This is a genomic window from Mycobacterium kansasii ATCC 12478, assembly GCF_000157895.3.
Taxonomy (GTDB): domain Bacteria; phylum Actinomycetota; class Actinomycetes; order Mycobacteriales; family Mycobacteriaceae; genus Mycobacterium; species Mycobacterium kansasii.
Window position 1 is genome coordinate 6,365,101 of record NC_022663.1, and the last position, 21,933, is coordinate 6,387,033.

General features: G+C 67.6%; 13 protein-coding genes and 1 pseudogene. 9 read left to right on the forward strand and 5 right to left on the reverse strand.

Annotated features, from left to right (window positions below; translation table 11 throughout):
• The first annotated feature begins 36 nt into the window (after positions 1 to 36).
• The 4 genes from MKAN_RS27480 (at position 37) to MKAN_RS27495 (ending at position 5,169) form a co-directional block, all read left to right on the forward strand.
• Positions 37 to 777: a hypothetical protein gene (locus tag MKAN_RS27480; protein ID WP_042314102.1), complete on the forward strand. Its 741-nt coding sequence runs from the start codon at positions 37 to 39 to the stop codon at positions 775 to 777.
• 132 nt (positions 778 to 909) lie between these two features.
• Positions 910 to 2,733, forward strand: coding sequence for a serine/threonine protein kinase PknE (locus MKAN_RS27485; protein WP_023373999.1), 1,824 nt, complete (start codon positions 910 to 912; stop codon positions 2,731 to 2,733).
• A gap of 135 nt (positions 2,734 to 2,868) precedes the next feature.
• Positions 2,869 to 3,732 (forward strand): cyclopropane mycolic acid synthase MmaA2, encoded by an 864-nt coding sequence (mmaA2, locus tag MKAN_RS27490; RefSeq protein WP_023374001.1) that lies wholly within the window; start codon positions 2,869 to 2,871, stop codon positions 3,730 to 3,732.
• A 96-nt stretch (positions 3,733 to 3,828) separates the two neighbouring features.
• Positions 3,829 to 5,169, forward strand: a complete 1,341-nt coding sequence (locus MKAN_RS27495; protein WP_023374003.1) for an acyltransferase family protein — start codon at positions 3,829 to 3,831, stop codon at positions 5,167 to 5,169.
• Here MKAN_RS27495 and MKAN_RS27500 read toward each other — a convergent pair.
• Complete coding sequence (locus MKAN_RS27500) at positions 5,136 to 6,632, reverse strand: potassium/proton antiporter (protein ID WP_023374005.1); 1,497 nt, start codon at positions 6,630 to 6,632, stop codon at positions 5,136 to 5,138. The two genes, MKAN_RS27495 and MKAN_RS27500, sit on opposite strands and share 34 nt — an antisense overlap.
• 153 nt (positions 6,633 to 6,785) lie before the next feature.
• Between MKAN_RS27500 and MKAN_RS27505 the strand changes: the two genes are divergently transcribed.
• Together MKAN_RS27505 and MKAN_RS27510 are read left to right on the forward strand one after the other, a co-directional pair.
• Positions 6,786 to 7,490 carry a potassium channel family protein gene (locus tag MKAN_RS27505; RefSeq protein WP_023374007.1) on the forward strand — a complete coding sequence of 235 codons (705 nt, stop codon included), beginning with the start codon at positions 6,786 to 6,788 and terminating at the stop codon, positions 7,488 to 7,490.
• 83 nt (positions 7,491 to 7,573) lie between these two features.
• Positions 7,574 to 9,907 (forward strand): Tex family protein, encoded by a 2,334-nt coding sequence (locus MKAN_RS27510; RefSeq protein WP_023374009.1) that lies wholly within the window; start codon positions 7,574 to 7,576, stop codon positions 9,905 to 9,907.
• Here MKAN_RS27510 and MKAN_RS27515 read toward each other — a convergent pair.
• Positions 9,841 to 10,362 carry an ATP-binding protein gene (locus tag MKAN_RS27515; RefSeq protein WP_023374011.1) on the reverse strand — a complete coding sequence of 174 codons (522 nt, stop codon included), beginning with the start codon at positions 10,360 to 10,362 and terminating at the stop codon, positions 9,841 to 9,843. The genes MKAN_RS27510 and MKAN_RS27515 overlap by 67 nt on opposite strands.
• A 149-nt stretch (positions 10,363 to 10,511) precedes the next feature.
• Here MKAN_RS27515 and MKAN_RS27520 point away from each other — a divergent pair.
• Together MKAN_RS27520 and MKAN_RS27525 are read left to right on the forward strand one after the other, a co-directional pair.
• Positions 10,512 to 12,159: pseudogene (locus MKAN_RS27520) on the forward strand (DUF4185 domain-containing protein).
• Between the two features lie 399 nt (positions 12,160 to 12,558).
• Complete coding sequence (locus MKAN_RS27525; RefSeq protein WP_023374015.1) at positions 12,559 to 17,655, forward strand: beta strand repeat-containing protein; 5,097 nt, start codon at positions 12,559 to 12,561, stop codon at positions 17,653 to 17,655.
• Positions 17,656 to 17,665: 10 nt separating this feature from the next.
• Here the strand turns inward: MKAN_RS27525 and MKAN_RS27530 are convergent, their stop codons facing one another.
• A complete protein-coding gene (locus MKAN_RS27530) occupies positions 17,666 to 18,163 on the reverse strand; it encodes a flavin reductase family protein (protein WP_023374017.1) in 498 nt (165 codons plus the stop codon).
• A gap of 58 nt (positions 18,164 to 18,221) precedes the next feature.
• Complete coding sequence (locus MKAN_RS27535) at positions 18,222 to 19,058, reverse strand: SDR family NAD(P)-dependent oxidoreductase (protein ID WP_023374019.1); 837 nt, start codon at positions 19,056 to 19,058, stop codon at positions 18,222 to 18,224.
• A gap of 198 nt (positions 19,059 to 19,256) precedes the next feature.
• On the opposite strand from MKAN_RS27535, the gene MKAN_RS27540 reads away from it, so the two are divergent.
• On the forward strand, positions 19,257 to 20,486 hold the full coding sequence (locus MKAN_RS27540; protein WP_023374021.1) for an NRAMP family divalent metal transporter: 1,230 nt from the start codon (positions 19,257 to 19,259) through the stop codon (positions 20,484 to 20,486).
• Between the two features lie 17 nt (positions 20,487 to 20,503).
• Here the strand turns inward: MKAN_RS27540 and MKAN_RS27545 are convergent, their stop codons facing one another.
• On the reverse strand, positions 20,504 to 21,880 hold the full coding sequence (locus tag MKAN_RS27545) for an FAD-binding oxidoreductase (protein ID WP_023374024.1): 1,377 nt from the start codon (positions 21,878 to 21,880) through the stop codon (positions 20,504 to 20,506).
• Positions 21,881 to 21,933 lie beyond the last annotated feature (53 nt).

The following is a 21,933-nucleotide window of genomic DNA, read 5'->3' on the forward strand; positions in this document are numbered from 1 at the left end:
GAGGAGCACCGATCAACCTCGACCGAGGACGTGACAATGACGAGCACCCTGCTCGATGAGGCGCTGGAAGCCCACGGCGGGCTGCAGCGGTGGCAATCCGCCGCCGAGATCCATTCGCGGGTACGCAGCGGCGGGCTGCTGGTCCGTACCCGCGTCCCGGGCAACCGGTTCGAGGACTACCGCATCACCGTTGATGTGCAGGAACCGCGCACGGTCATTGACCCGTTCCCGGTTGACGGGCAGCGTGGGGTCTTCGACAACGGGACGGTGCGGATCGAGAGCCACGACGGCCACGTCATCAGCTCACGGGCGAACCCGCGGCCGGCGTTTTTCGGTCGCTCGGGCCTGCGGCGGAATTTCCGGTGGGATCCGCTGGATTCGGTCTACTTCGCCGGGTATGCCATGTGGAATTACCTCACCACGCCTTACCTGTTGACGCGCGACGGCGTCGAAGTCGACGAGGCAGGGACATGGCGCGAGGGCGGCGAGACCTGGCGGCGGCTCAACGCGACGTTCCCGGCGCACATCCATACCCACTCGCCGCGGCAGAGTTTCTATTTCGATGCCGGCGGTCGGCTGCGTCGACATGACTACGTCGCCGAGGTGGTCGGACACTGGGCACGGGCCGCGCACTACTGCACCGAGCCGGTTGACGCCGGCGGGCTGGTTTTCCAGACGCGCCGACGGGTCTACCCGATCGGCCCCGGCAATCGCCCGCTGCCTGCTCCGACCCTGGTGTCGATGCAGCTGTCCGACCTGCGGGTCGATACCGGATAGCTTCGCTGTCGTGGCGGCATTCTCGTTGTCCACCGCGCCCCCCGGACGGCAAACCGATTAGCCTTATGCCTGCACGTCACCGCGTCCAGGCGCTTTAAGTCGTGCATGCGGAAGGCGGGTGAGGAGTCGGCGATGGGTGATACGACCGCGGATTCGCGGGAGGGTTCGCAGTTCGGTCAGTATCGGCTGCGGCGGCTGGTCGGTCGCGGCGCCATGGGCGACGTCTATGAGGCCGAAGACACCGTGCGCGAGCGCGTCGTGGCGCTGAAGCTCATGTCGCCGACGCTGTCCAGCGATCCGGTATTCCGCACCCGTATGCAGCGCGAAGCCCGCACCGCCGGGCGGCTACACGAACCGCACGTGGTGCCGATTCACGACTACGGCGAAATCGACGGGCAGCTCTACGTGGACATGCGCCTGATCGACGGCAAGGACCTGGCCGCCATATTGAAGCGCTACGGTCCGCTGACCCCGCCGCGGGCCGTGGCGGTGGTGCGCCAGATCGGCTCCGCGCTCGATGCCGCACACGCTGCCGGGGTGACACATCGCGACGTGAAGCCGGAAAACATCTTGGTCAGTGGTGACGACTTCGCCTACCTTGTCGATTTCGGGATCGCCAGCGCCACCTCCGACGAAAAGCTGACGCAGCTGGGCAGCACGGTCGGCACCCTCTACTACATGGCGCCGGAGCGGTTCGCCAACACCGAGGTCACCTATCGGGCCGACATCTATGCCTTGGCCTGCGTGCTGTACGAGTGTTTGACCGGCTCACCACCGTATCGAGGCGACCAGCTCAGCGTCATGGGCGCACACCTGAGTCAGGCCATCCCGAGGCCCAGCGCCGCACGGCCCGGCATCCCGGCCGCCTTCGACCAGGTGATCGCCCGCGGCATGGCCAAGGATCCGGCCGACCGATACGCCACCTGCGGGGACCTGTCCGCGGCCGCCTACGCGGCGCTGGCCACCCCCGACCAGGACCGGGCCACCGACATCTTGCAGCGCAGCCAGGTAGCCCAACTGCCGGCCGCGGCCGTCGGCCAGCCGGCCGCGGGTTTCGCGCCCCCGATGCCTACGCCGTCGACTCCCGCTGCACAGCCCGCCGGGTGGTCCCCGCCGACTCCGCCCGGGTCGCCGGTCCCGACGGGTGCACCGCAGCCCACGCCGTGGACCGGCGCCACCGGATGGGGCACCGGGTATCCCGGGACCGCCGGGGCACCACCGTGGGGTCAACCGCCGGTCCAGCCCTCTGGTGGCGGCGGCGCGCCCTGGTTGTGGGTGGGCGTTGCGGTGGCGGTCGTAGTAGCCGTCGCGGCAGGACTGGGCATCGTCGTTGCCAAGCCGTGGCGGTCGTCGGCACCGCGGCCGGGGCCCACGTCGCCGCCGGCGGCCGACGCGGTTGAGCTTCGGGTGCTCAATGACGGCGTCTTTGTCGGCAGTTCCGCCGCCGCGACAACGATCGACATTTTCAACGAGCCGATCTGCCCGCCTTGCGGCGCTTTCATCAGGTCGTATGCGAGCGACATTGAAACCGCGGTGGCCGATAAGAAGCTCGCGGTGCGCTATCACCTGCTCAACTTCCTCGACGACCAATCGCACACCAAGAATTACTCGACGCGTGCGGTGGCGGCCTCATACTGCGTCGCGGACCAAAATGATCCGAAGGTCTACAGCGATTTCTATGCCGCCTTGTTCGGCAGCGACTTCCAGCCCCAGGAAGGCGCCGCCTCCGACCGCACCGACGCCGAACTGGCACATCTGGCCCAGACCGTGGGCGCCAACACCACAGCGATCAGCTGCATCAAGTCAGGAAGTGACCGTGGCACCGCCCAGTCGAAGGCGGCCGCTGCCAGCGAGACCCTCGCCACGTTCAGCGCCAATGGGACCCCATTCGTGTGGGACGGCAAGAAGGCCGTGGATCTGCAGAATTCGAGCTGGCTGACCAGGCTGACCGGATGACGTGGTCCGCTTTGAATTAGCGACGCGACACGGAATCGGCTAGCATTTCCCGGGCACGCCTTGGGGGATATTGTCGGTGCGCATTCGTGCGGGCACCATAAATTGGTCTCTGGGCCGGAAAGGCACTAGCAACCCATGGCTGGACAGCTGACGCCGCATTTCGACGACGTGCAGGCGCACTACGATTTGTCCGACGACTTCTTCCGGCTGTTCCTGGACCCGACCCAGACCTACAGCTGCGCCTACTTCGAGCGTGACGACATGACGCTGGAGCAGGCCCAGCTCGCCAAGATCGACTTGTCGCTGGGCAAGCTGGGCCTGCAGCCGGGCATGACGCTGCTCGACGTCGGCTGCGGCTGGGGCGCCACCATGCGCCGGGCCATCGAAAAGTACGGCGTGAACGTCGTCGGCCTGACGTTGTCGAAAAACCAGGCCGCCCACGTCCAGAAAACCTTCGACGAGCTCGACAGCCCGCGCAGCCGGACGGTGTTGCTCGCGGGCTGGGAGCAGTTCGACGAGCCCGTCGACCGCATCGTGTCCATCGGCGCCTTCGAGCACTTCGGCCACGACCGTCACGCGGACTTCTTCGCGCGGGCATACCAGATGCTGCCCGCCGACGGCGCCATGCTGCTGCACACCATCACCGGACTGACCATGCAGCAGATGGTCGATGCCGGCCTGCCGCTCACCTTGTGGTTGGCCCGCTTCCTGAAGTTCATCCAGACCGAGATCTTCCCGGGCGGTCATCCGCCGACGATCGAGATGGTGGGGGAGCAGTCGGCCAAGGCGGGCTTCACCCTGACGCGGCGCCAGTCACTGCGACTGCATTACGCGCGGACCCTGGACTTGTGGGCCGAGGCGTTGCAGGCGCACCAGGACGAGGCCATCGCGATCCAGTCCGAAGAGGTCTACGAGCGCTACATGAAGTACCTGACCGGCTGCGCCAAGCTGTTTCGCGACGGCTACATCGACGTCAACCAGTTCACCTTGCAGAAGTAGGGTTCCGGGCCGGGCTGCCGGCCGTGCCCAGAGACGTCCCCGAGTCGGGTAGTCCTACTCATCCGCGGCCAGCGTGCGGATCCGCATGCTGGTCGCATGCCCGCGACCCAATTCGATGCCGCCGCCACCGCGCACCACACTCCCGCCGACCGCGACCGCGCCGTCGACGTCGCCCGCCTCGGCGCGCTCGTCGTCGTGATGTTCGGGCACTGCGCCCTGCTGCTTGCCACCATCGACTCCCACGGCGTCCGGATCGCCAACCTGCTCGGTGAGCTACCGGCGCTAACCCCAATCACCTGGCTGGTTCAGGTGATGCCGCTGTTCTTCCTGGCGGGCGGCGCCGCGGGCGCCTACGGCTGGCACGCCGGCGCCCCGTGGGGCACCTGGCTGTTCACCCGGGCGCAGCGCCTGTGCCGGCCCGTGTTCTGGTACCTCGCCTGCTGGGTGACAGCGCTGCTGGCGGTGCGGGTGACGCTCGGCGCGGAGTCGGCGGTGGCACTGGGACGCGAGTGCGTCGCGCTGCTGTGGTTTCTCGGCGTCTACCTCGTGGTGCTCGCATTCGTGCCGGTGTTGACGCGGCTGCGGACGGGTCGCGGGGTCGCGGCCGTGGTCGCGTCGCTGCTGGCGGCGGCAACCGCGGTCGACCAGATCCGGTTCGCCGCGGGCACTCCCGAATCGGGCGTGGCGAACTTCTTGATCGTGTGGCTGATCCCGGTGGTCATCGGTGTCGGCTACGCACGGCGGCTGATCGGCCCGCGGATCGCGCTCGTGGCAGCTGGCTGCGCGTTCACCGCACAACTCAAGCTCGCCCTCACCAGCGCCTATGACGTCTCGCTGGTGGTGACGGGTGCCGAACGGATGTCCAACGTGTCGCCGCCGACGTTGCTGCTTGCGCTGCACTGCACGTGGATGTCGTGCGCGTTCGTCGCCGCCGCGGGAGCCATCCGGCGGTGGGCGGCTCGACCGCGCGTCTGGCACGTCGTCGCGGTGGGTAACGGGGGAGCGATGACGCTCTACCTCTGGCACATCCCGTCGATCGCGGTTGCCGCGGTTGCCCTGCACGCCGCGGGTCTCGACGCATACGAGGTGCACGCGCCCGGGTTCTGGGCTCGTCTGGCACTGCGCGCGATTGTCTTCACCATCGTCATGGCCGGGGTGTTTCGGCTGCTCGCACCGCTCGAGCACCGGCGGCTGCCGTGGTGGGACGGGCCGGTTCAGGCCACCGGGGTCCGTTCGGTCGCCGCCGGTGTGCTGGTGGTCGCGGCGGGTGTGGCGCTCGTCGCGCTGGCCAAGAACGGGCTCGGCGGTGTCGAGGGCTGGACAGCGCTGGGATGCTTCCTGGCGGCGTTGCTGGCTGCCCGTACGAGCTCGGGTCCGGTGTCGTGGCCGACGCCGGCCGGGCGTCAATCGGGTTCGCCGTACTCGTCGAACCAGTAGGCGAGTTTGCCCCGCCGGCTCACCGCGCGAAGTCGCGACTCGGCTGCAGCCCGCGTCTTGCTGGTGGTGACGATCAGTAGTTCGTCGCCGCGCTCGATCCGCGTGTCGGGCATCGGGACGAAGGTGTGGCCGTTGCGGATGATCAGGGTGATCACGGCTGGGTCGGGCAGCCGCAGCTCCAGGACGGTGACGTTGTGCAGGCGTGACGGCGGCTGCACGGTCATCGTCAGCAGTTCCGCGTCGAGCACGTCCAGCGGCGCCGCTTCCACCTGGATCTCGCGGGTGGCCTCGCGGGAAAACAGGCCCAGCCGATGCGCGATCGGGCGCAGGCTCGGGCCCTGCACCAGGGTGAATACCACGACCAGCATGAAGACGATGTTGAGCAGCCGATAACTATCCGGGACGCCCGCCACGACGGGAAAGGTAGCCAGCACGATCGGCACCGCGCCGCGCAGTCCCGCCAACGATAGGAAGACTTGGTCGTGCCAGGGGATCCGGAACGCCGCCAACGATGCCACCACCGACAGGGGCCGGGCGATCAGCAGCAAGAGCAGTCCGACGACGATAGCGGCAACCACGTCATGCGCCACCTCGCCGGGGTTCACCAGCAGTCCGAGCAACACGAACAGCCCTATCTGTGCCAACCAGCCGACGCCCTCGGCGAACGACCGGGTCGCCGACCGGTGCGGCAGGCCTGTGTTGGCCAACACCACCGCGGCCAGATAGGCGGCTATGAATCCGCTGGCGTGGCTTGCCCCGGCCGCCGCGAACGCGACCAGACCCAACCCGAAGGTCGCGATCGGGTACAGGCCGGAGGCGGGCAGCGCGATCCGTCGCAGCGCGAAGGCGCCCAGGTAGCCGATAGCCACCCCAACCGCGGCGCCGGCGAGGAGCTCGAACAGCAGATCGGCGATCGCGCGCCCGGGCTCGACCGCGAAGGGCACCGCGCTGAACATCAGCACCAGGATCACCGCGGGGGCATCGTTGAACCCGGATTCGGCCTCGAGCAGCCCCGCGACGCGCCGCGGCAGCGGCAGCACCCGCAGAACCGAGAACACCGCTGCGGCGTCGGTGGAGGAGACGATGGCTCCGAGCAACAGGGCCACCTGCCAGTCGACGCGCAGCAGCAGGTGCGCGCCAACGGCCGTAACCGCCGTGCTGCCGAGGACCCCGACGGTGGCCAACGTTGCCGCGGGCCCCAGCACCGTGCGGATGTCGGTGAATCGCGTGGTCAATCCGCCTTCGACGAGAATCAGGGCCAGCGCCGCGGTACCCACGTTCCTGGCCAGCTGGACGTCGTCGAACTTCAGCCCCAGCCCATCCTCACCGACGGCGACGCCGACCAGCAGGAAGAGCAGCATGCTGGGAAATCCCACCCGAGTCGCCAACCGGGTGCCCACAATGCTGGCCAGCAGCACGAGGCCACCGATCAACAAAGCCAGATACAGCTGCTGCAAACTCATTTCGTTTCCGTCCCAGATGTGATCTCGGCAGCGGTAGCTCGGCGCGCGAGGCGGCGTGCTGCCAGTAAATCAGTAAGGGGCGGCCCGCTGTTGGCCGCACACTCCGGAGCCTGGCAGCCGATAAGACAAGATGACTGGGTGGCGACGGGAAAAATGCGGATCGCGGTTGCCGGCGCGGGCAAGGTCGGCCGTTCGGTGGCGCACGAACTGCTGGATCGCGGGCACAAGGTCTTGCTGATCGAACGGCAGCGGAACAACTTTGAACCACACACAGTTCCTGCCGCGGACTGGCTGCATGCCGACGCGTGCGAACTGTCGACGATGCACGAGGCGGGGGTGCAGACGTGCGACGTGCTGATCGCCGCCACCGGAGACGACAAGGCCAATCTGGTCGTGGGCCTGCTGGCCAAGACCGAGTTCGGGGTGCCCCGGGTGGTGGCGCGGATCAACGACCTGCACAACGAGTGGCTGTTCGGCCGCTCCTGGGGCATCGATGTGGCGGTCTCGACGCCGGGCGCCATGATCGCCGGTGTCGAGGGCGCCATCGACGTTGGTCACCTGGTGCGCATGATGGTGTTGCGCGAGGGCCGGGCGGCTTTGACGAAACTGACGCTGCCCGAAGACAATCCGCTGGTGGGAAGGCGGGTGTGCGAGCTTGACCTACCGGCCAACACCGCTTTGGTCACCGTGCTGCGAGGTGACGCGGTCAAAGTTCCGCAGCCCGGCGACGTGCTCCGGGCCGGCGACGAGATGCTGTTCATCGCCGACAGCTTCCTGGAGCGTTCGGTGTGGGCTGCCATGTACAGCACCGCACCCGCCCGTGCCTCGACCAGGCCGGGCCGGCCACCGTCAGCCTGAGGGGTCGGCGGGAGGGCACGCCTGCGACGCGCCGTGCCCGGTTGCCCCAGCGGTGTCGGGACCATTCGGTAGGGTTCCTGCGCGTGAATCCAAGCACCGCAATCAAATCCGTAACCGCCCGTCTAGCTGAGGAGCTGGCCGTCGAGGAGGCCCACGTGGCCGCCGCGGTCGGGTTGCTCGACGGTGGCGCCACGGTCCCGTTCATCGCCCGGTACCGCAAGGAGGCCACCGGAGGTCTCGACGACGGGCAGCTGCGAACCCTGGCCGAGCGTTTGCAGTACCTGCGGGAGCTCGACGAACGCCGGGCCGCGGTGCTGGCATCGATCCGGGAACAGGGGAAGCTGACCGACGAGCTGAGGGCTGCGCTGCTCAGCGCCGACACCAAATCTCGTGTCGAAGACATCTACCTGCCCTACAAGCCGAAGCGTCGGACCAAGGCGCAGATCGCCCGCGAAGCCGGGCTCGAGCCGCTGGCCGACCGATTACTGTCCGACCCGGGCCTGGTTCCGGAGGCTGCGGCCGCGGCCTTCGTGTGCGCTGATGTCGGTGACGCCGCCGATGTCGCTGCCGCGCTGGAAGGCGCCCGGCACATCATGGTCGAGCGAGCGGCGGAGGACGCCGAGCTGGTCGGCGCCATCCGGGAGAAGTTCTGGGCGCAAGGTACGCTGGGTAGCGCGCCGTGGTCGCAAGACGTCGCCAAAAGCGCTGCTGCACAGAACTTTCGTGACTACTTCGGGTTCTCCGAGTCGCTGCAGACGATGCCGTCCCACCGGGTGCTGGCCGTGCTGCGCGGGGAGAAGGAAAAGATCCTTGCCCTGACCTTCGACGGCGGCGCGGACGACGGTTACGAAGCGATGGTCGCCGCCAGCCTTGGCGTGGACCTGTCGGCTGACGTATCGGCGAAGGCCGCGACGCCGTGGCTGGCCGCGACGGTGAGATTCGCTTGGCGCACCAGGCTGATGTCTTCGGCAGCGGTGGACGCCCGGATCCGACTGCGGCAACGCGCGGAACAACAGGCCGTCGCGGTGTTCGCCAAGAACTTGACCCACTTGCTGCTCGCCGCGCCGGCCGGCGCGCGCACGACTCTGGGCCTGGATCCTGGCTTCCGGACGGGTGTCAAGGTTGCTGTGGTCGACCCGACCGGCAAGGTGGTGGACACTTGTGCGATCTACCCGCATCAGCCACAACGGCAATGGGATTTGGCCAAGGCAACGTTGGCCGCGCTGGTGGCGCGTCACAGCGTCGAGTTGATCGCCGTCGGCAACGGCACCGCCTCGCGTGAGACCGACACGCTGGCAGCCGAACTCATCAACGACATCCGTGCCGCCGGGGGCCCGGCACTCACCAAGGCGATGGTGAGCGAGGCCGGCGCATCGGTGTATTCGGCCTCGGCCTATGCTGCGCGCGAGCTGCCCGAGCTCGATGTGACGCTGCGCGGAGCGGTGTCGATAGCGCGGCGGCTACAGGATCCGCTGGCCGAGTTGGTGAAAATCGACCCGAAGTCGATCGGGGTGGGGCAGTACCAGCATGACGTGACCCCGGCGGTTTTGGCCCGCAGCCTCGACGCTGTGGTCGAGGACGCGGTGAACGCGGTGGGCGTTGACCTGAACACGGCATCGATTCCGCTGCTGTCGCGGGTTTCCGGGATATCGGAATCCTTGGCCGAAGCGATCGTCGCCTATCGTGACAAGACCGGCGCATTCGCCAGTCGCCGCGCGCTGCTGGAAGTTCCTCGCCTGGGGCCCAAAGCGTTTGAGCAGTGTGCGGGGTTTCTGCGGATCCGCGACGGCGACGACCCGCTGGACGCGTCCGGTGTTCATCCCGAGGCATATCCCGTCGTCCACCGCATCCTCGACCGAACTGGTCTCTCGCTGGCCGAGATCATCGGTGACGCAGGCGCTTTGAGATCACTGCGGCCCGCTGACTTTGCCGACGACCGCTTCGGCATCCCCACTGTCATCGATATCCTCGCCGAGCTGGAGAAACCAGGACGCGATCCGCGACCGACATTCACCACGGCCACCTTCGCCGCCGGCGTGCAGAAGATAGCCGACCTCAAGGTGGGGATGGTCTTGGAGGGGGTGGTGACCAACGTTGCCGCCTTCGGCGCTTTTGTCGACATCGGCGTGCATCAGGATGGCCTGGTGCATGTCTCCGCGATGGCCGAGCGCTTCGTTGCCGACCCCCACGACGTCGTACGGTCCGGACAGGTGGTGCGCGTGAAGGTCATCGATGTCGACGTCGAACGCCGGAGGATCGGACTGAGCCTGCGCCTCAACGACGATCCGCAACGCCAGCCGGTGAGCCGACCAGAGCGGCGAAACTCGGTCCATGGTAAGAACTTCGGCCGTCAGCCGGCCAACTCGCCGGCCGGTTCGATGGCCCGGGCGTTGCGGGACGCGGGCTTCGGGAGGTGAGCAGGCCTGCGCCGCGGTCCGGTGTGACCTCGCGCTGCTCTTTCGTCGCGCTGGGCGTCCCACTGCTCGGCCTCTTCGGCGAGTGCGGCGGCGATCTCGCTGATCCGCGGCGGTTGGCCCTCGACGGTTTCGTCGCGCCGCCGGCGGCCCAGCGGTATCCAGACGGTGAAGGTCGTGTCGGTATCGACCTCGCTGGCGACCCGGATCCGGCCCGTTGCCTCCAGCTTTTCTGATGGCCGCGCACCAGTTCGTCGACGAACCCAGTTCGATGCCGGCGCCCTCGCAGGTGCGGTCGCGGGGCTCCCCGGACGCGGTGGAACCGCCGGAACAGAAACGGCAGTTCTGCCTTCGCCGATGCCGGTGTCGTGCACCGTCAATTCCACGTGCTTGGGCAACGTGCGCAACGCGACGTCGACGTGACCGGCGAAGGTGAATTTGAACGCATGGGACAGCAACCGGCCAGCACTCCCGGTTGGGCTGACCCAGCCCGGCGGGGTGCCGCGGCCACGACTGCGCGGGACCCAATGCCGATCGGGTCTAATCGATGTCGCGCGGCCACGCGCAGACTTCTGCCGGGCCCGCGAACAACGGGGCGGCCGCTTGGATCTCGGGCAGGGCCGATGCGAATTGCGTTGCGACACGGTCACGGACGCATACCTATCGCGGATCAGTGATCACAACGGCCACATGAATCACTATCGTCACATCAGCCAACTGCGGACGTCAACCCGACGTTTGTGCCCCTGGAAGGTTGTGACATGTCGGCGATTCATCGAGTCGTGTCGGTATCGGTGGCGTCGGCGGCCGCATTGGGACTCATCAGTGCGGTGGGCCTGGCGCCGGCAGCAACGGCGGTGCCGTGCAGTGGGGACGCCGCCAACGCCCCGCCGCCGCCGAACGCCATTGTGACCAACCCGGGGGGGACCACGCTCGGCCCGATGACACGAGGCCCAAGGCCTCGTGGTGCGAACGACCGGGCGCCGTTGCCCAGGTTGGGCCCCCTGTCCAGGTTGCTTAATCCGGCACCGCGGTCTGCGCCGCTACAGCAGCAAGCCGCGACTCCGCCGCACCAGGCGGCGGTTCCCCCGCCTGCTCCGCCCAACCCGGGTAACCAGCCTCCCAATGCCGCCCAGTTGGCCCCCAATGCGGCGCCACCACCAGCGCCGGCGCCGGCCGCGGTACCGGCGCCCGGGGCACCGGATCCCGGCGCCGCACTCGGGGGTGCCACGACCTCGCTTGCCGAGTGGGTAACCGGACCCGACAGCCCCAACAAGACTCTCCAGCAATTCGGCATCTCCGGAACCGACCTCGGAATCATCTGGGATAACGGCGATCCCGCCAACCATCAGGTGCTCATGGCCTTCGGTGACACCTTCGGCTATTGCGCTGTCAACGAACATCAGTGGCGCTACAACACCCTGTTCCGCAGCCAGGACCGTGACCTGGGCGACGGAATCCACGTTGCGCCGGGCGATGCGGCCAACCGGTACTCCGGCTCACCGGTGCGCCAACCGGGCTTTTCCAAACAGATCATCAGCAGCATCAAGTGGGCACCCAACGAGACCGGAATCATTCCGACCTCCGGAGTCTCTGTCGGGAAAACCCAATACGTCAGCTTCATGTCCATTCGCGACTGGGGCCGCGACGGTGAATGGACCACCAACTACTCCGGCATCGCGGTGTCCAAGGACAACGGCCAGAACTGGGGGGTCTATCCCGGCACCATCCGCGCATCCGGACCCGACAGCGGGCGAGCCAGGTTTGTACCCGGCAATGAGAATTTCCAGATGGGGGCGTTCGTCAAGTCCAACGACGGTTACCTTTACTCGTTCGGCACGCCCCCGGGACGTGGCGGTTCGGCGTACCTGGCGCGAGTTCCCCAGCAGTTCGTACCTGACTTGAGCAAATACCAGTACTGGAACGGCGATTCGAATTCCTGGGTACCCGGCAAACCGGATGCGGCGACGCCGGTGATCCCGGGACCGGTGGGCGAAATGTCGGCTCAATACAACACGTATCTGAAGCAGTACTTGGTGATGTACACCAACGGCATGAACGACGTTGTGGCACGGACCGCGCCGGCCCCCCAGGGTCCGTGGAGCCCGGAGCAAATGCTCGTGTCGTCCTGGCAGATGCCCGGCGGCATCTACGCGCCGATGATGCACCCGTGGTCGACGGGCAAGGACGTGTACTTCAACCTGTCGCTGTGGTCGGCGTACAACGTGATGTTGATGCACACCACGCTGGGGTAACGAGGCTGGGGCGTCGACTTTTCAGAGCCGCCAACTGCCCCACGTCGCTGGGAACGTCGCAAAGACACTGAGCAATAAGGCTTTTCGCGACCATGGGGATGCACAACCGCAGTTGCGGAGACGTCGCCCGGAGTAGCGGCTGGCATCCGATTTCGGTCCGGCGAAGGGAATTCACGCAAACGCAGATAATGCGGTTCAAAGCCGGTTATGTTCGTGCTGCCATGCCGTTCGATGGCCGGTCGCTGACCTGGCTCTCTGTGTCGGGAGGTGCGCGATGGCTTGGGATCACGAGTGGCGCGCCCACAGGGGGTTTGCACTTTGCCTGGGCGGCAGATCCGGGGGACCTGCTGATCCCCGCGGGGTCGGTGCATGCTCTGCAACCAGGAACGGACGCATCCCATGAACTTTTCCGTGTTGCCGCCGGAGATCAACTCGCTGCGGATGTTTGCCGGCGCGGGGGCACAACCGATGTTGGCGGCGGCGACGGCCTGGGGAAGCCTGGCCGACGAGCTACAGGCGGCGGCGTCGTCGTTCACCACGGTGACATCCGGCCTCGCCAACGGTGCGTGGCAGGGCCCGGCCGCGGCGGCGATGGCGGCCGCGGCAGCGCCCTACGCCAGTTGGTTGAGCGCGGCGGCAGCATCGGCCGCGGGGACGGCGGGGCAGGCCACCGCGGTCGCGGCGGTGTTCGAGGCCGCGCAGGCCGCGATCGTGCATCCGGCTGCGGTGGCGGCCAACCGGAACGATCTGGTGGCGCTGGTGATCTCGAACCTGTTCGGCCAGAACACGCCTGCGATAGCCGCGACCGAGGGCTTGTACGAGGAGATGTGGGCCGCCGATGTCGCCGTGATGTCGGCCTACCACACCGGCGTGTCGGCCGCGGCGGCACAGCTGGCGCCGTTGCAGCAGGCGCTGGCGCTCCCGGCCGCCGTGGACTTCAGCATTTCCATCTTCGGTCTTCAGCTGGTGCAGGGCGGCACCGCGAACGCCAACTCGACCTTTGGCGGACTGGCCGTCGCCTCCGGGGCCAACAGCACGGCCAACGCCGGCGTGACCGACATCGCTCTTGCCTTCGGCAGCGGCAGCACCGCCGAGGCGACCGGCGGCGTCCTGAACGTCGCCGGCTCGTTCGGCAGCAATAGCTCCACCAGCGCCACCGGCGGTGTCAACCTCGGCACCGGCGCCCTCGCGTTCGGCAACAACAACACGGTCAGGGCCAACTCGATCGGCACGGTCAACATCGGCACCGTTGCCGCCGCGTTCGGCAACGACAACTCGGTCACCGCTATTGCCAACGGTGTGGAAAACAACGCCACGGTGGCGGCGGTGTTCGGCAACAACAACACCGACGTCTCAGCCGTCGTCAACGGTGTGGAGAACACCGGTATCGTGTCCGCGGTCTTCGGCAGCAACAATTCCGGCGTCGCAGCCAACGCATTCGGCGTGGAGAACAATGCCGTGGTCGCCACCGTCGCCGGTAGCGGCAACAACACGGTCCTGGCCCAGGCGGGTGGCGCGGGCCTCAATGAGATCGTTCTGGCCAGCGCCTTCGGCAACAACAACTCCGTCGCGGCCACCGCGACGGGCGTAGGCGGCAATCTGGGCACCGTCGCCACCGCGTTCGTCGGGGACGGCAACACGGTGGCCGCCAGTGCGACCGGTGCGCACACCCTCACCGCGGCCACCGCGCTGTTCGGCGACAACAATGTGGTCAAGGCCAACTCGTTCGGTGCGGAGAACATCGGGACGGTGGCCACCGCGGGCGGTAGCGGCAATAGCGCAGTCAGCGCCGACGCCAATGGCACCGGCAACATCGCCACCGTGGCCACCGCGTTCGGCAACAACAGCCCGAACGTCGCGGCAAGCGCGCTCGGGGCGGGCAATATCGCCAACGTGGCAACCGCGCTGGGCAACGGCAACTCGGCCACCGCAAAAGCGATCGGCGTGGACAACATCGCCACCGTGGCCACTACCGCCGGAAGCAACAATGCGGTCGGAGCCAGCGGCGTGGGCGTCGGCGGCAATATCGCCAACGTCGCCACCGCCTTCGGCAGCGACAACAGCCAGGTCAGCGCAGACGCCGGCGGCGCCGGCGGCAATATCGCCACCGTGGCCACCTCGTTCGGCAACGGCAACAAGGTCACGGCCAGCGCGTTCGGCGCCGGCAATATCGCCAACGTGTCCACCGCGTTGTTCAGCAACAACAACACGCTCTCGGCCAGCTCGTTCGGCGTGGAGAACATCGCCACGGTGGCCACCTCGATCGGTGACAACAACGGGGTCTCGGCCACCAATTCACTGGGTGTCGGCGGCAATATCGCCACCGTCGCCACCGCGATCGGTTTCGGCCAGGGCGACAATCAGGTTGCCGCCGAATCCGGTGCCGGGGGCGGCAATATCGCCTCGGTGGCCACGGTGTTGTTCGGTGGCAACAACACAGTTTCGGCCAGCGGGCTGGGTGCAGGAAATATCGCCGACGTGGCGACCGTGCTGTTCAGCAGCCACAGCACCGCCCACGCCAGCGCGTTGGGCGTGGAGAATATCGCCACCGTGGCCACCTCCTTGGGTGACGGCAACAACGTCTCGGCCAGCGCGCCCGGCATCGGGGGCAACATCGCCACCGTGGCCACCGCTCTCGGCCAGGGCAACACCGCGGTTGAGGCCGTGGCCGGCCCCGGCGGCGCCAACATCGCCACCGTGGCGACCGCCTTGGGTGACGGCAACAGCGTCACGAACAAGGCGCTGGGCGCGACCAATATCGCCAGCGTCGCCACCGTCATCGGGGACAACAACACCGCAGACGTCAATGTGATCGGCGTGGAAAACATCGCCACCGTGGCTACGGCAATCGGTGACAACAACGGAATTTCCGCCGGCGCACCGGGACTGGGCGCCAATATCGCCACCGTCGCCACCGCCATCGGCAGCGACAACAGTCAGGTCAGCGCCGTGTCCGGCGCCGGAGGCGGCAATATCGCCTCGGTGGCCACCGTGATCGGAGACAAGAACTCGGCTTCCGCCAGCGCGCTGGGCGCCGGCAACATCGCCACGGTGTCGACCGTGTTGTTCAGCAGCAACAACACGTCCTCGGCCAGCGCTCTCGGCATCGAGAACATCGCCACGGTGGCGACCTCCTACGGTGACAACAACAACGTCTCGGCCAGCACGCCCGGAGTCGGCGCCAACATCGCGACCTTTGCCACCGCCATCGGCCAAGGCAACACTCAGGTCAGTGCCTCGGCCGGTGGCGGCGGCGGCAACATCGCCACCTTGGCCAACGCGTTCGGCGACAACAACATGATCGACGTCAGCTCGATCGGCCTGGGCAACACGGCCAACCTCGCCACCGTCGTCGGCAGTGGCAACACCGCCAAAGTCTCGGCGTTCGGCGTGGAAAATGACTTCACCGTCGCGACCGCAATCGGTGACAACAACGGGGTCGCGGCCAGCACGCCCGGCATCGGCGCCAATCTGGCCACCATCGCCACCGCGATCGGCGACGGCAACAGCCAAGTCAGCGCCTCGGCCGGGGGAGGCGGCGGCAATGTTGCCACCCTGGCCAGCGCCTTCGGGGACAACAACAAGATCGACGTCAGCTCAACCGGTATCGGCAACACCGCCAACGTCGCCACCGTCATCGGCAACGGCAACACCGCAAAGGTCGACACCTTCGGCGCGGAGAACGACTTCACCTTTGCCACCGCAATCGGCGACAACAACGGGGTCGCGGCCAGCGCACCCGGCATCGGCGCCAATATCGCCACCATCGCCACCGCGATCGGCGACGGCAACAGCCAGGTCAGTGCCTCGGCTGGCGGCGGCGGCGGCAACATCGCCACCCTGGCCAACGTGTTCGGTGACAACAACACTGCCAACGTCAGTGCCACCGGGCTGGGCAATATCGCCACCATCGCCACCGGTGTCGGGAACAACAGCGGGCTGGTAGCCAACTCGTTTGGCCTGGAGAACATCGCGACCATGGCAACCTCCTGGGGCGACGGCAACGGCACCGTCGCCGCCGGGTCCGGCGGGGCCGGCGGCAATATCGCCACCCTGGCCACGGTGTTCGGCAGCGGTAACACCACCACGGGCGCCAAGGCAGTCGGCATCGGCGGCAACATCGCCACTCTGGGCACGGTGATCGGTGACGGCAACACCACGGTCTCGGCCACCGCGACCGGCTCCGGCAACATCGCCAGCGTTGCCACCGCCATCGGCGACAAGGGCTCCGCCGAAGTCACCGTGTTCGGTCTGGAAAACATCGCCACCGTAGCCACCTCGGGTGGCGACAGCAATGGGGTGTCGGCCAGCGCGACCGGCGCGGGCGGCAACATCGCCACCGTCGCCACCGCGATCGGCAACGGAAACAGCCAGGTTAGCGCCGCGGCCGGGGGCATCGGCGCCAACATCGTCACCATGGCCAATGCCTTCGGTGACAACAACATCGCCACCGCCAGCGCGACCGGAGTCGGCAATATCCCCACCGCCGCAACGGTTTTCGGTAGCGGCAACGAGATGAAGGTCAGCAGCTTCGGCGTGGAGAACATCGCCACCCTGGGTACCGTGATCGGGGACAACAACACCGGCGGCGTCGTCGAGGCCGGCGGTCTGGTGGGCGGCAACATCGCCACGCTGGCCACCGTGATCGGCAACAACAACACCGCCGCCGTGGCCCGGGCGGTGGGTATCGGCGGAAATATCGCCACCCTGGGGACCACGATCACCGACGGCAACGCGGTCTCGGCCACCGCCGACGGCGCGGGCAATACCGCTACCGTCGCCACCGCGTTCATCGGTGGCGGCAACTCGGCCACGGCCTCGGCGTCCGGGCTGGAGAACATCGCTACCTTGGCGACCGCCGCCGGCGGCAACAACGGGGCCTCGGCCACCGCATCGGGGCTTGGCGGCAATATCGCCACCCTGGGTACCGCGATCGGTGACGGCAACACCAACGTGGCGGCCCAGGCCGGTGGCGTGGGCGGCAACATCGCCATCGCCGCGACCGCCATCGGCGACCACAACGCGGTCGTGGCCAGTGGGGGTGGGCTCAATATCGGCAGCGTCGCCACCGCCGTCGGCGACTCCAACATCAACGTCGCGGCCCGCGGGCAGGGCGCTGCGGATCTCGGCACCGTCGCGACCGTGGTCGGCTTCGGCAACAACGGCGTCGAAGCCGTCGGCAACGGCCCAGCCAACATCCTCAACGTCGCCACCGTGGTCGGTGACAAAAACCACGGAGTCCTCGCCGGCGCCAACGGGTTGCTCAATGTCGCGGTCGTCGTGGGAGGCAACAGCACCGCTGTGGCCGGCGACCCAGCGGGCGGGTTGGCGGGCGCCAACCTCGCGATCGTCGGCGGCATCGGCGCCGGAGCCAAAGCCTTCAACGGCATCCTCAATCTCGCCGTAGCCTTCGCAGACAACGTCCAGGCGACCGCGGGCCCGGGCAACCTCCACGTCAGCATCCGGCCCTTCATGGATATTCTGCCGGGCGCCTGATCCGCGCAATCTAGGCCTCGTGGCCCGGCGGCAGGCCGCGAACGTCGCGGAACGACACCCACTGTTCCAACTGGTGCGGTGGGCTGCCGTCCACCGGTTCCAGCAGATACCCGACGTGGTCGCCGAGCGGAAACCGATCCAGAATCCTGCCGACGAACCATGCCGCCGCGTCGTCGAGAATGGGTGTCCGCGCCGGGCCGAGATGCCACGAGCAACGGTCGAACTTGTTGACGGTGTCGCCGCTACGGCTGCCGAAAAGCTCGACGACGTCGAGATGCTCACGGTCGAACAGGTGCACCGCCAGATGGTCGGCGCCGGCCGCCACCCGGAACGTGTGGTTCTGCTGGGACAGGCCGACCAGGAAGCGCGGGGGATGGATGCTGGCCTGACTGGCGAACCCCACCAGGCAGCCGGCCGGGGCGCCGCCGGCCGCGGCGGTGACGACGAAAATCGGGTAGTCCAGCAGGGACACCAGCTTGTCGAACGCTTCCACGTCGGGCACGGTCACCTGCTCAGTCTTCCCGTTCCCACCGAATGGGAATCCCCGGGGCGCGGGTGCCGGCGTGCTAGGGGGCGATGGGGCGATTCGTCCATTCCCGGTCGGGCCGGCGCGAGGAGCGGAACCATCCGCCGGCTGCGCCGGTGCCGCCGTCGGTCGGGATGGTGTGACCGGTGACGAAGGCTGACAGATCACAGGCCAGGAACAGAATCGCACGGGCCTGATCCAGGGGCACGCCCATCCGTCCGACCGGAACCCATTGCGGCCATTGGGCTTTTTCGTCGTCGGACAACCATTGCGAATAGGGCACCTGCAGTGATTCCGTCACGTCGGGAGCGATCGCGTTGACCCGGACTCCGTGGTGGCCGACCTGGACCGCAAGACTGCGGGTGAAGTGGATGACGGCGGCCTTGAAGGCGGCGTACACCGGATCCTCCGGATAACCGCGCAGTCCCTCCACGGACGACACGTTGACGATCGCGCCGGCATGCCGATCGATCATCGCCGGCAGGAACGCGTGAGTGGCCAACAGCACGTGGTGCAGGTTCACCCGGTAGAGCTCGTCCCACAGTTCCGGGTGGGTGTCGACGAAATCGCCGGGGTGGCGCAGCCAGTGGCCCACATTGTTGACCAGCACGTCGGCCCGGCCGCAGCGGTCGAGCACGGTCCGGGCCAGCGCACGGACCTGGCCGGCGTCGCGGACATCGGTGACGACCGCGAAGGCCGGGTCACCGATCTCTGCGACGGTTTGCTGGGCGAGGTCGGGGTCGATGTCGGCGACGACCACCCGGGCGCCGTGTTCGGCGAACAACCGTGAAGTCGCCGCGCCGATACCGCCGCCGCCGCCGGTCACCACCGCCACCCGGTCGGCGAGCAGCGGGCGGCCGTGCATTGGGTCGTTCATGCTTAACCATCTTGGGATACGGGCGCGAGTTGTCGTTCATCCGCCTTGGCTGGCAGTCTTTCGAAGGAGTACCGGCAGGCCGGTGTCGGCTTCGGCAAGAACCCGGTATGGCGCATCGCGTTGCCGTCACATCTGGGGGTCAGTCGAGCCGTGACTGGGGCTAGCAGGACATCCGAGGAGCGTTCGTCGCCAAGATCGGTGCGCAGCCGCGGGCGGTGGGCACTGCTGGCGGTGTGGGGTCCGGGCCTGGTGGTGATGCTGGCCGACACCGACGCGGGTTCGCTGATCACCGCGGCGCAGTCCGGCGCCCAGTGGGGCTATCGGATGGTGTTGCCGCAACTGATCTTGATGCCGATCCTCTATGTCGTTCAGGAGATGACCGTGCGGCTGGGCATCGTGACAGGCCGGGGCCACGGCGCATTGATCAGAGAGCGATTCGGCCGCGGTTGGGCATGGCTGTCGGCGTTCACGCTGTTCGCCTCGGCGATCGGGGCGTTGCTGACCGAATTCGTCGGGGTCGCCGGCGTCGGCGAACTCTTCGGTGTCTCGCGCTGGGTCAGCATCCCGATCGCTACCACGATGCTGCTGGCGTTGGCGCTGACCGGCAGCTACCGGCGGGTCGAGCGCATCGGTCTGGCGATCGGCGCGGCCGAGCTGGCATTTCTGGTCGCCATGGTGATGGCCCGTCCGCAGTTCGACGCGCTGCTGGCCGGCTTGTCGTCGATGCCGCTGGGCAACTCGTCCTATCTGCTGCTGGTCGCGGCCAACGTCGGTGCGGTCATCATGCCCTGGATGATCTTCTATCAGCAGGGTGCGGTGGTCGACAAACACCTGTCGGTGGCCACGATCCGGCAGGCCCGTTACGACACCGCCACCGGCGCGGTGCTGACCCAACTCATCATGATCGCGGTGGTGCTGACCGTCGCGGCCACCATCGGGACTCATCAGGAGGCGGCGCCGCTGCAAACCGTCGGGCAGATCGCCGGTGCGCTGACCCCCTATCTGGGCAAGCTCGGCGGCACCGTGTTGTTCGGTTTGGGAATGCTGGGCGCGGCCTTGGTCGCCGCGATCGTCGCTTCGCTGGCCGGTGCGTGGGGGCTGTCGGAGGTCTTCGGGTGGCAGCACACCCTCAACCAGAGGCCCACTCGGGCCACCGCCAAGTTCTACACCACCTACGCCCTTGCTCACCTCGTCGGTGCGGCACTGGTCTTGGGCAGCGTCGACCTGGTCAATCTGGCGGTCGATGTCGAAGTGATGAACGCCTTGCTGCTACCGATCGTGCTGGGGCTGCTGCTGGTGCTGGAAGCCCGCGCGCTGCCCGAGCAATGGCGCATGAGTGGGGTACGCAAGTACACCACTCGTGCGCTGTGCCTGGTTGTCATCGCCTTCGGGCTGTACATGGTTCCGCAAGCCCTAGGCTGGACGTGATACCCATCCGGTGCCCGTCATCGCGCCGGCACGATGTTCTGGTTGATGTGGAACACGTTGTGCGGGTCGTATGTCGCCTTGACCTCGCTGAGGCGCCGATAGTTCGGGCCGTAGGTGGCGCGGACCCGGTCTTGGCCCTCGTCCATCATGAAGTTGACGTACGCGCCGCCCGCCGAATACGGGTGGGTGGCGTCCCAGTAGTCCACCGTCCAGCGCTTCAGGGCCGCGGCGTTCGCCGGGTCCGGGTCGACACCGGCGATGACCTGTGAGAAGTTGACGTCTCGGTACGCCCAGGCGGTGTCGGTTGGGCCGGCGCGGTGCACCGCGCCGTCGATCGGGTACAGGTGCATGGTGGAGTGCATGGTCGGCAGTTCCTCGGTGAACCGGGCGTGGGCTTGCACAGCACCGTCGGGGATGGTCCGGAAGAAGTCCCCGCGCCAATACCACTGCAGCCCTTTGGGATACAGGGCGTCAAAGGTGGTCTGCAGCGCGGGATAGGGCGCCGCGCCGAGACCGTCGAAGGCCGGCTCCATCTGGCGCACCGGGGCGAACACCTCCTCGGCGGCCGCGGGATCGCCGGTGTAGCACCAGACCACCGCACACGCCTTGTGCAGATGGAATGCCTCGGGGAAGGGCGCCACCGGCGGGACGGTCATGGCGGCGAAGAACCCGTAGAGATCCTCGTCCTGGGCGGGCAGGTAGTCCCGGTACCAGCTCAGGATGTCGGCGGTGGCCGATGCCGGCCACGCGGTGGGACCGCAGATCACCGTGGGCACCGGATGCAGCCGGAAGGTAAACGCCGTGGCCACGCCGAAGTTTCCGCCGCCGCCGCGCAACGCCCAGAACAGGTCGGGGTGCTGGGATTCCGAGGCCGTCACCATCCGTCCGTCAGCCAACACGAGCTCAGCCTCGAGCAGGTTGTCGATGGTCAAGCCGTACTTGCGCGACAGGTAGCCGTGGCCGCCGCCGAGGGTCAGGCCGCCGACGCCGGTGGTGGAGATGATGCCCGACGGCGTCGCCAGCCCGTGCGCGCTTGTCGCGGCGTCCACCTGCCCCCACGTCGCGCCGCCCTGCACCCGCACGGTACGCCGGTCGGCGTCCACGTCGATCCGGTTCATCGGCGACAGGTCGATGACCAGGCCCCCGTCGACGGTGCCGAACCCCGGGCCGTTGTGGCCGCCCCCGCGAATGGCGACCGCAAGATTCGATGTCCGGGCGAACTCGAGAGCCGCCGCGACATCGGCGGCGGATGCGCAGCGCGCGATCATGGCCGGCCGCTTGTCGATCATGGCGTTGTGAACCGCCCTGGCCTCGTCGTATCCCGGGTCGTCGGGCAGGATCAGCTGCGCGCCCAACCGGGTGCGCAGTTCGTCGGTCTCGGTGGTGAGGCTCATGTCGCTTTCTCCCTCTCGGCTCTGCAGGTCTTGATGACAGACGCTACGAGGCG

Excerpts from the sequence above, each read along its gene's own strand:
- MKAN_RS27545 (WP_023374024.1), bottom strand. The coding sequence starts at position 21,880 with ATGAGCCTCACCACCGAGACCGACGAACTGCGCACCCGGTTGGGCGCG.
- MKAN_RS27500 (WP_023374005.1), bottom strand. The coding sequence starts at position 6,632 with ATGAGTTTGCAGCAGCTGTATCTGGCTTTGTTGATCGGTGGCCTCGTG.
- MKAN_RS27535 (WP_023374019.1), bottom strand. The coding sequence starts at position 19,058 with ATGAACGACCCAATGCACGGCCGCCCGCTGCTCGCCGACCGGGTGGCG.
- mmaA2 (WP_023374001.1), top strand. The coding sequence starts at position 2,869 with ATGGCTGGACAGCTGACGCCGCATTTCGACGACGTGCAGGCGCACTAC.
- MKAN_RS27525 (WP_023374015.1), top strand. The coding sequence starts at position 12,559 with ATGAACTTTTCCGTGTTGCCGCCGGAGATCAACTCGCTGCGGATGTTT.
- MKAN_RS27480 (WP_042314102.1), top strand. The coding sequence starts at position 37 with ATGACGAGCACCCTGCTCGATGAGGCGCTGGAAGCCCACGGCGGGCTG.
- MKAN_RS27505 (WP_023374007.1), top strand. The coding sequence starts at position 6,786 with ATGCGGATCGCGGTTGCCGGCGCGGGCAAGGTCGGCCGTTCGGTGGCG.
- MKAN_RS27495 (WP_023374003.1), top strand. The coding sequence starts at position 3,829 with ATGCCCGCGACCCAATTCGATGCCGCCGCCACCGCGCACCACACTCCC.
- MKAN_RS27485 (WP_023373999.1), top strand. The coding sequence starts at position 910 with ATGGGTGATACGACCGCGGATTCGCGGGAGGGTTCGCAGTTCGGTCAG.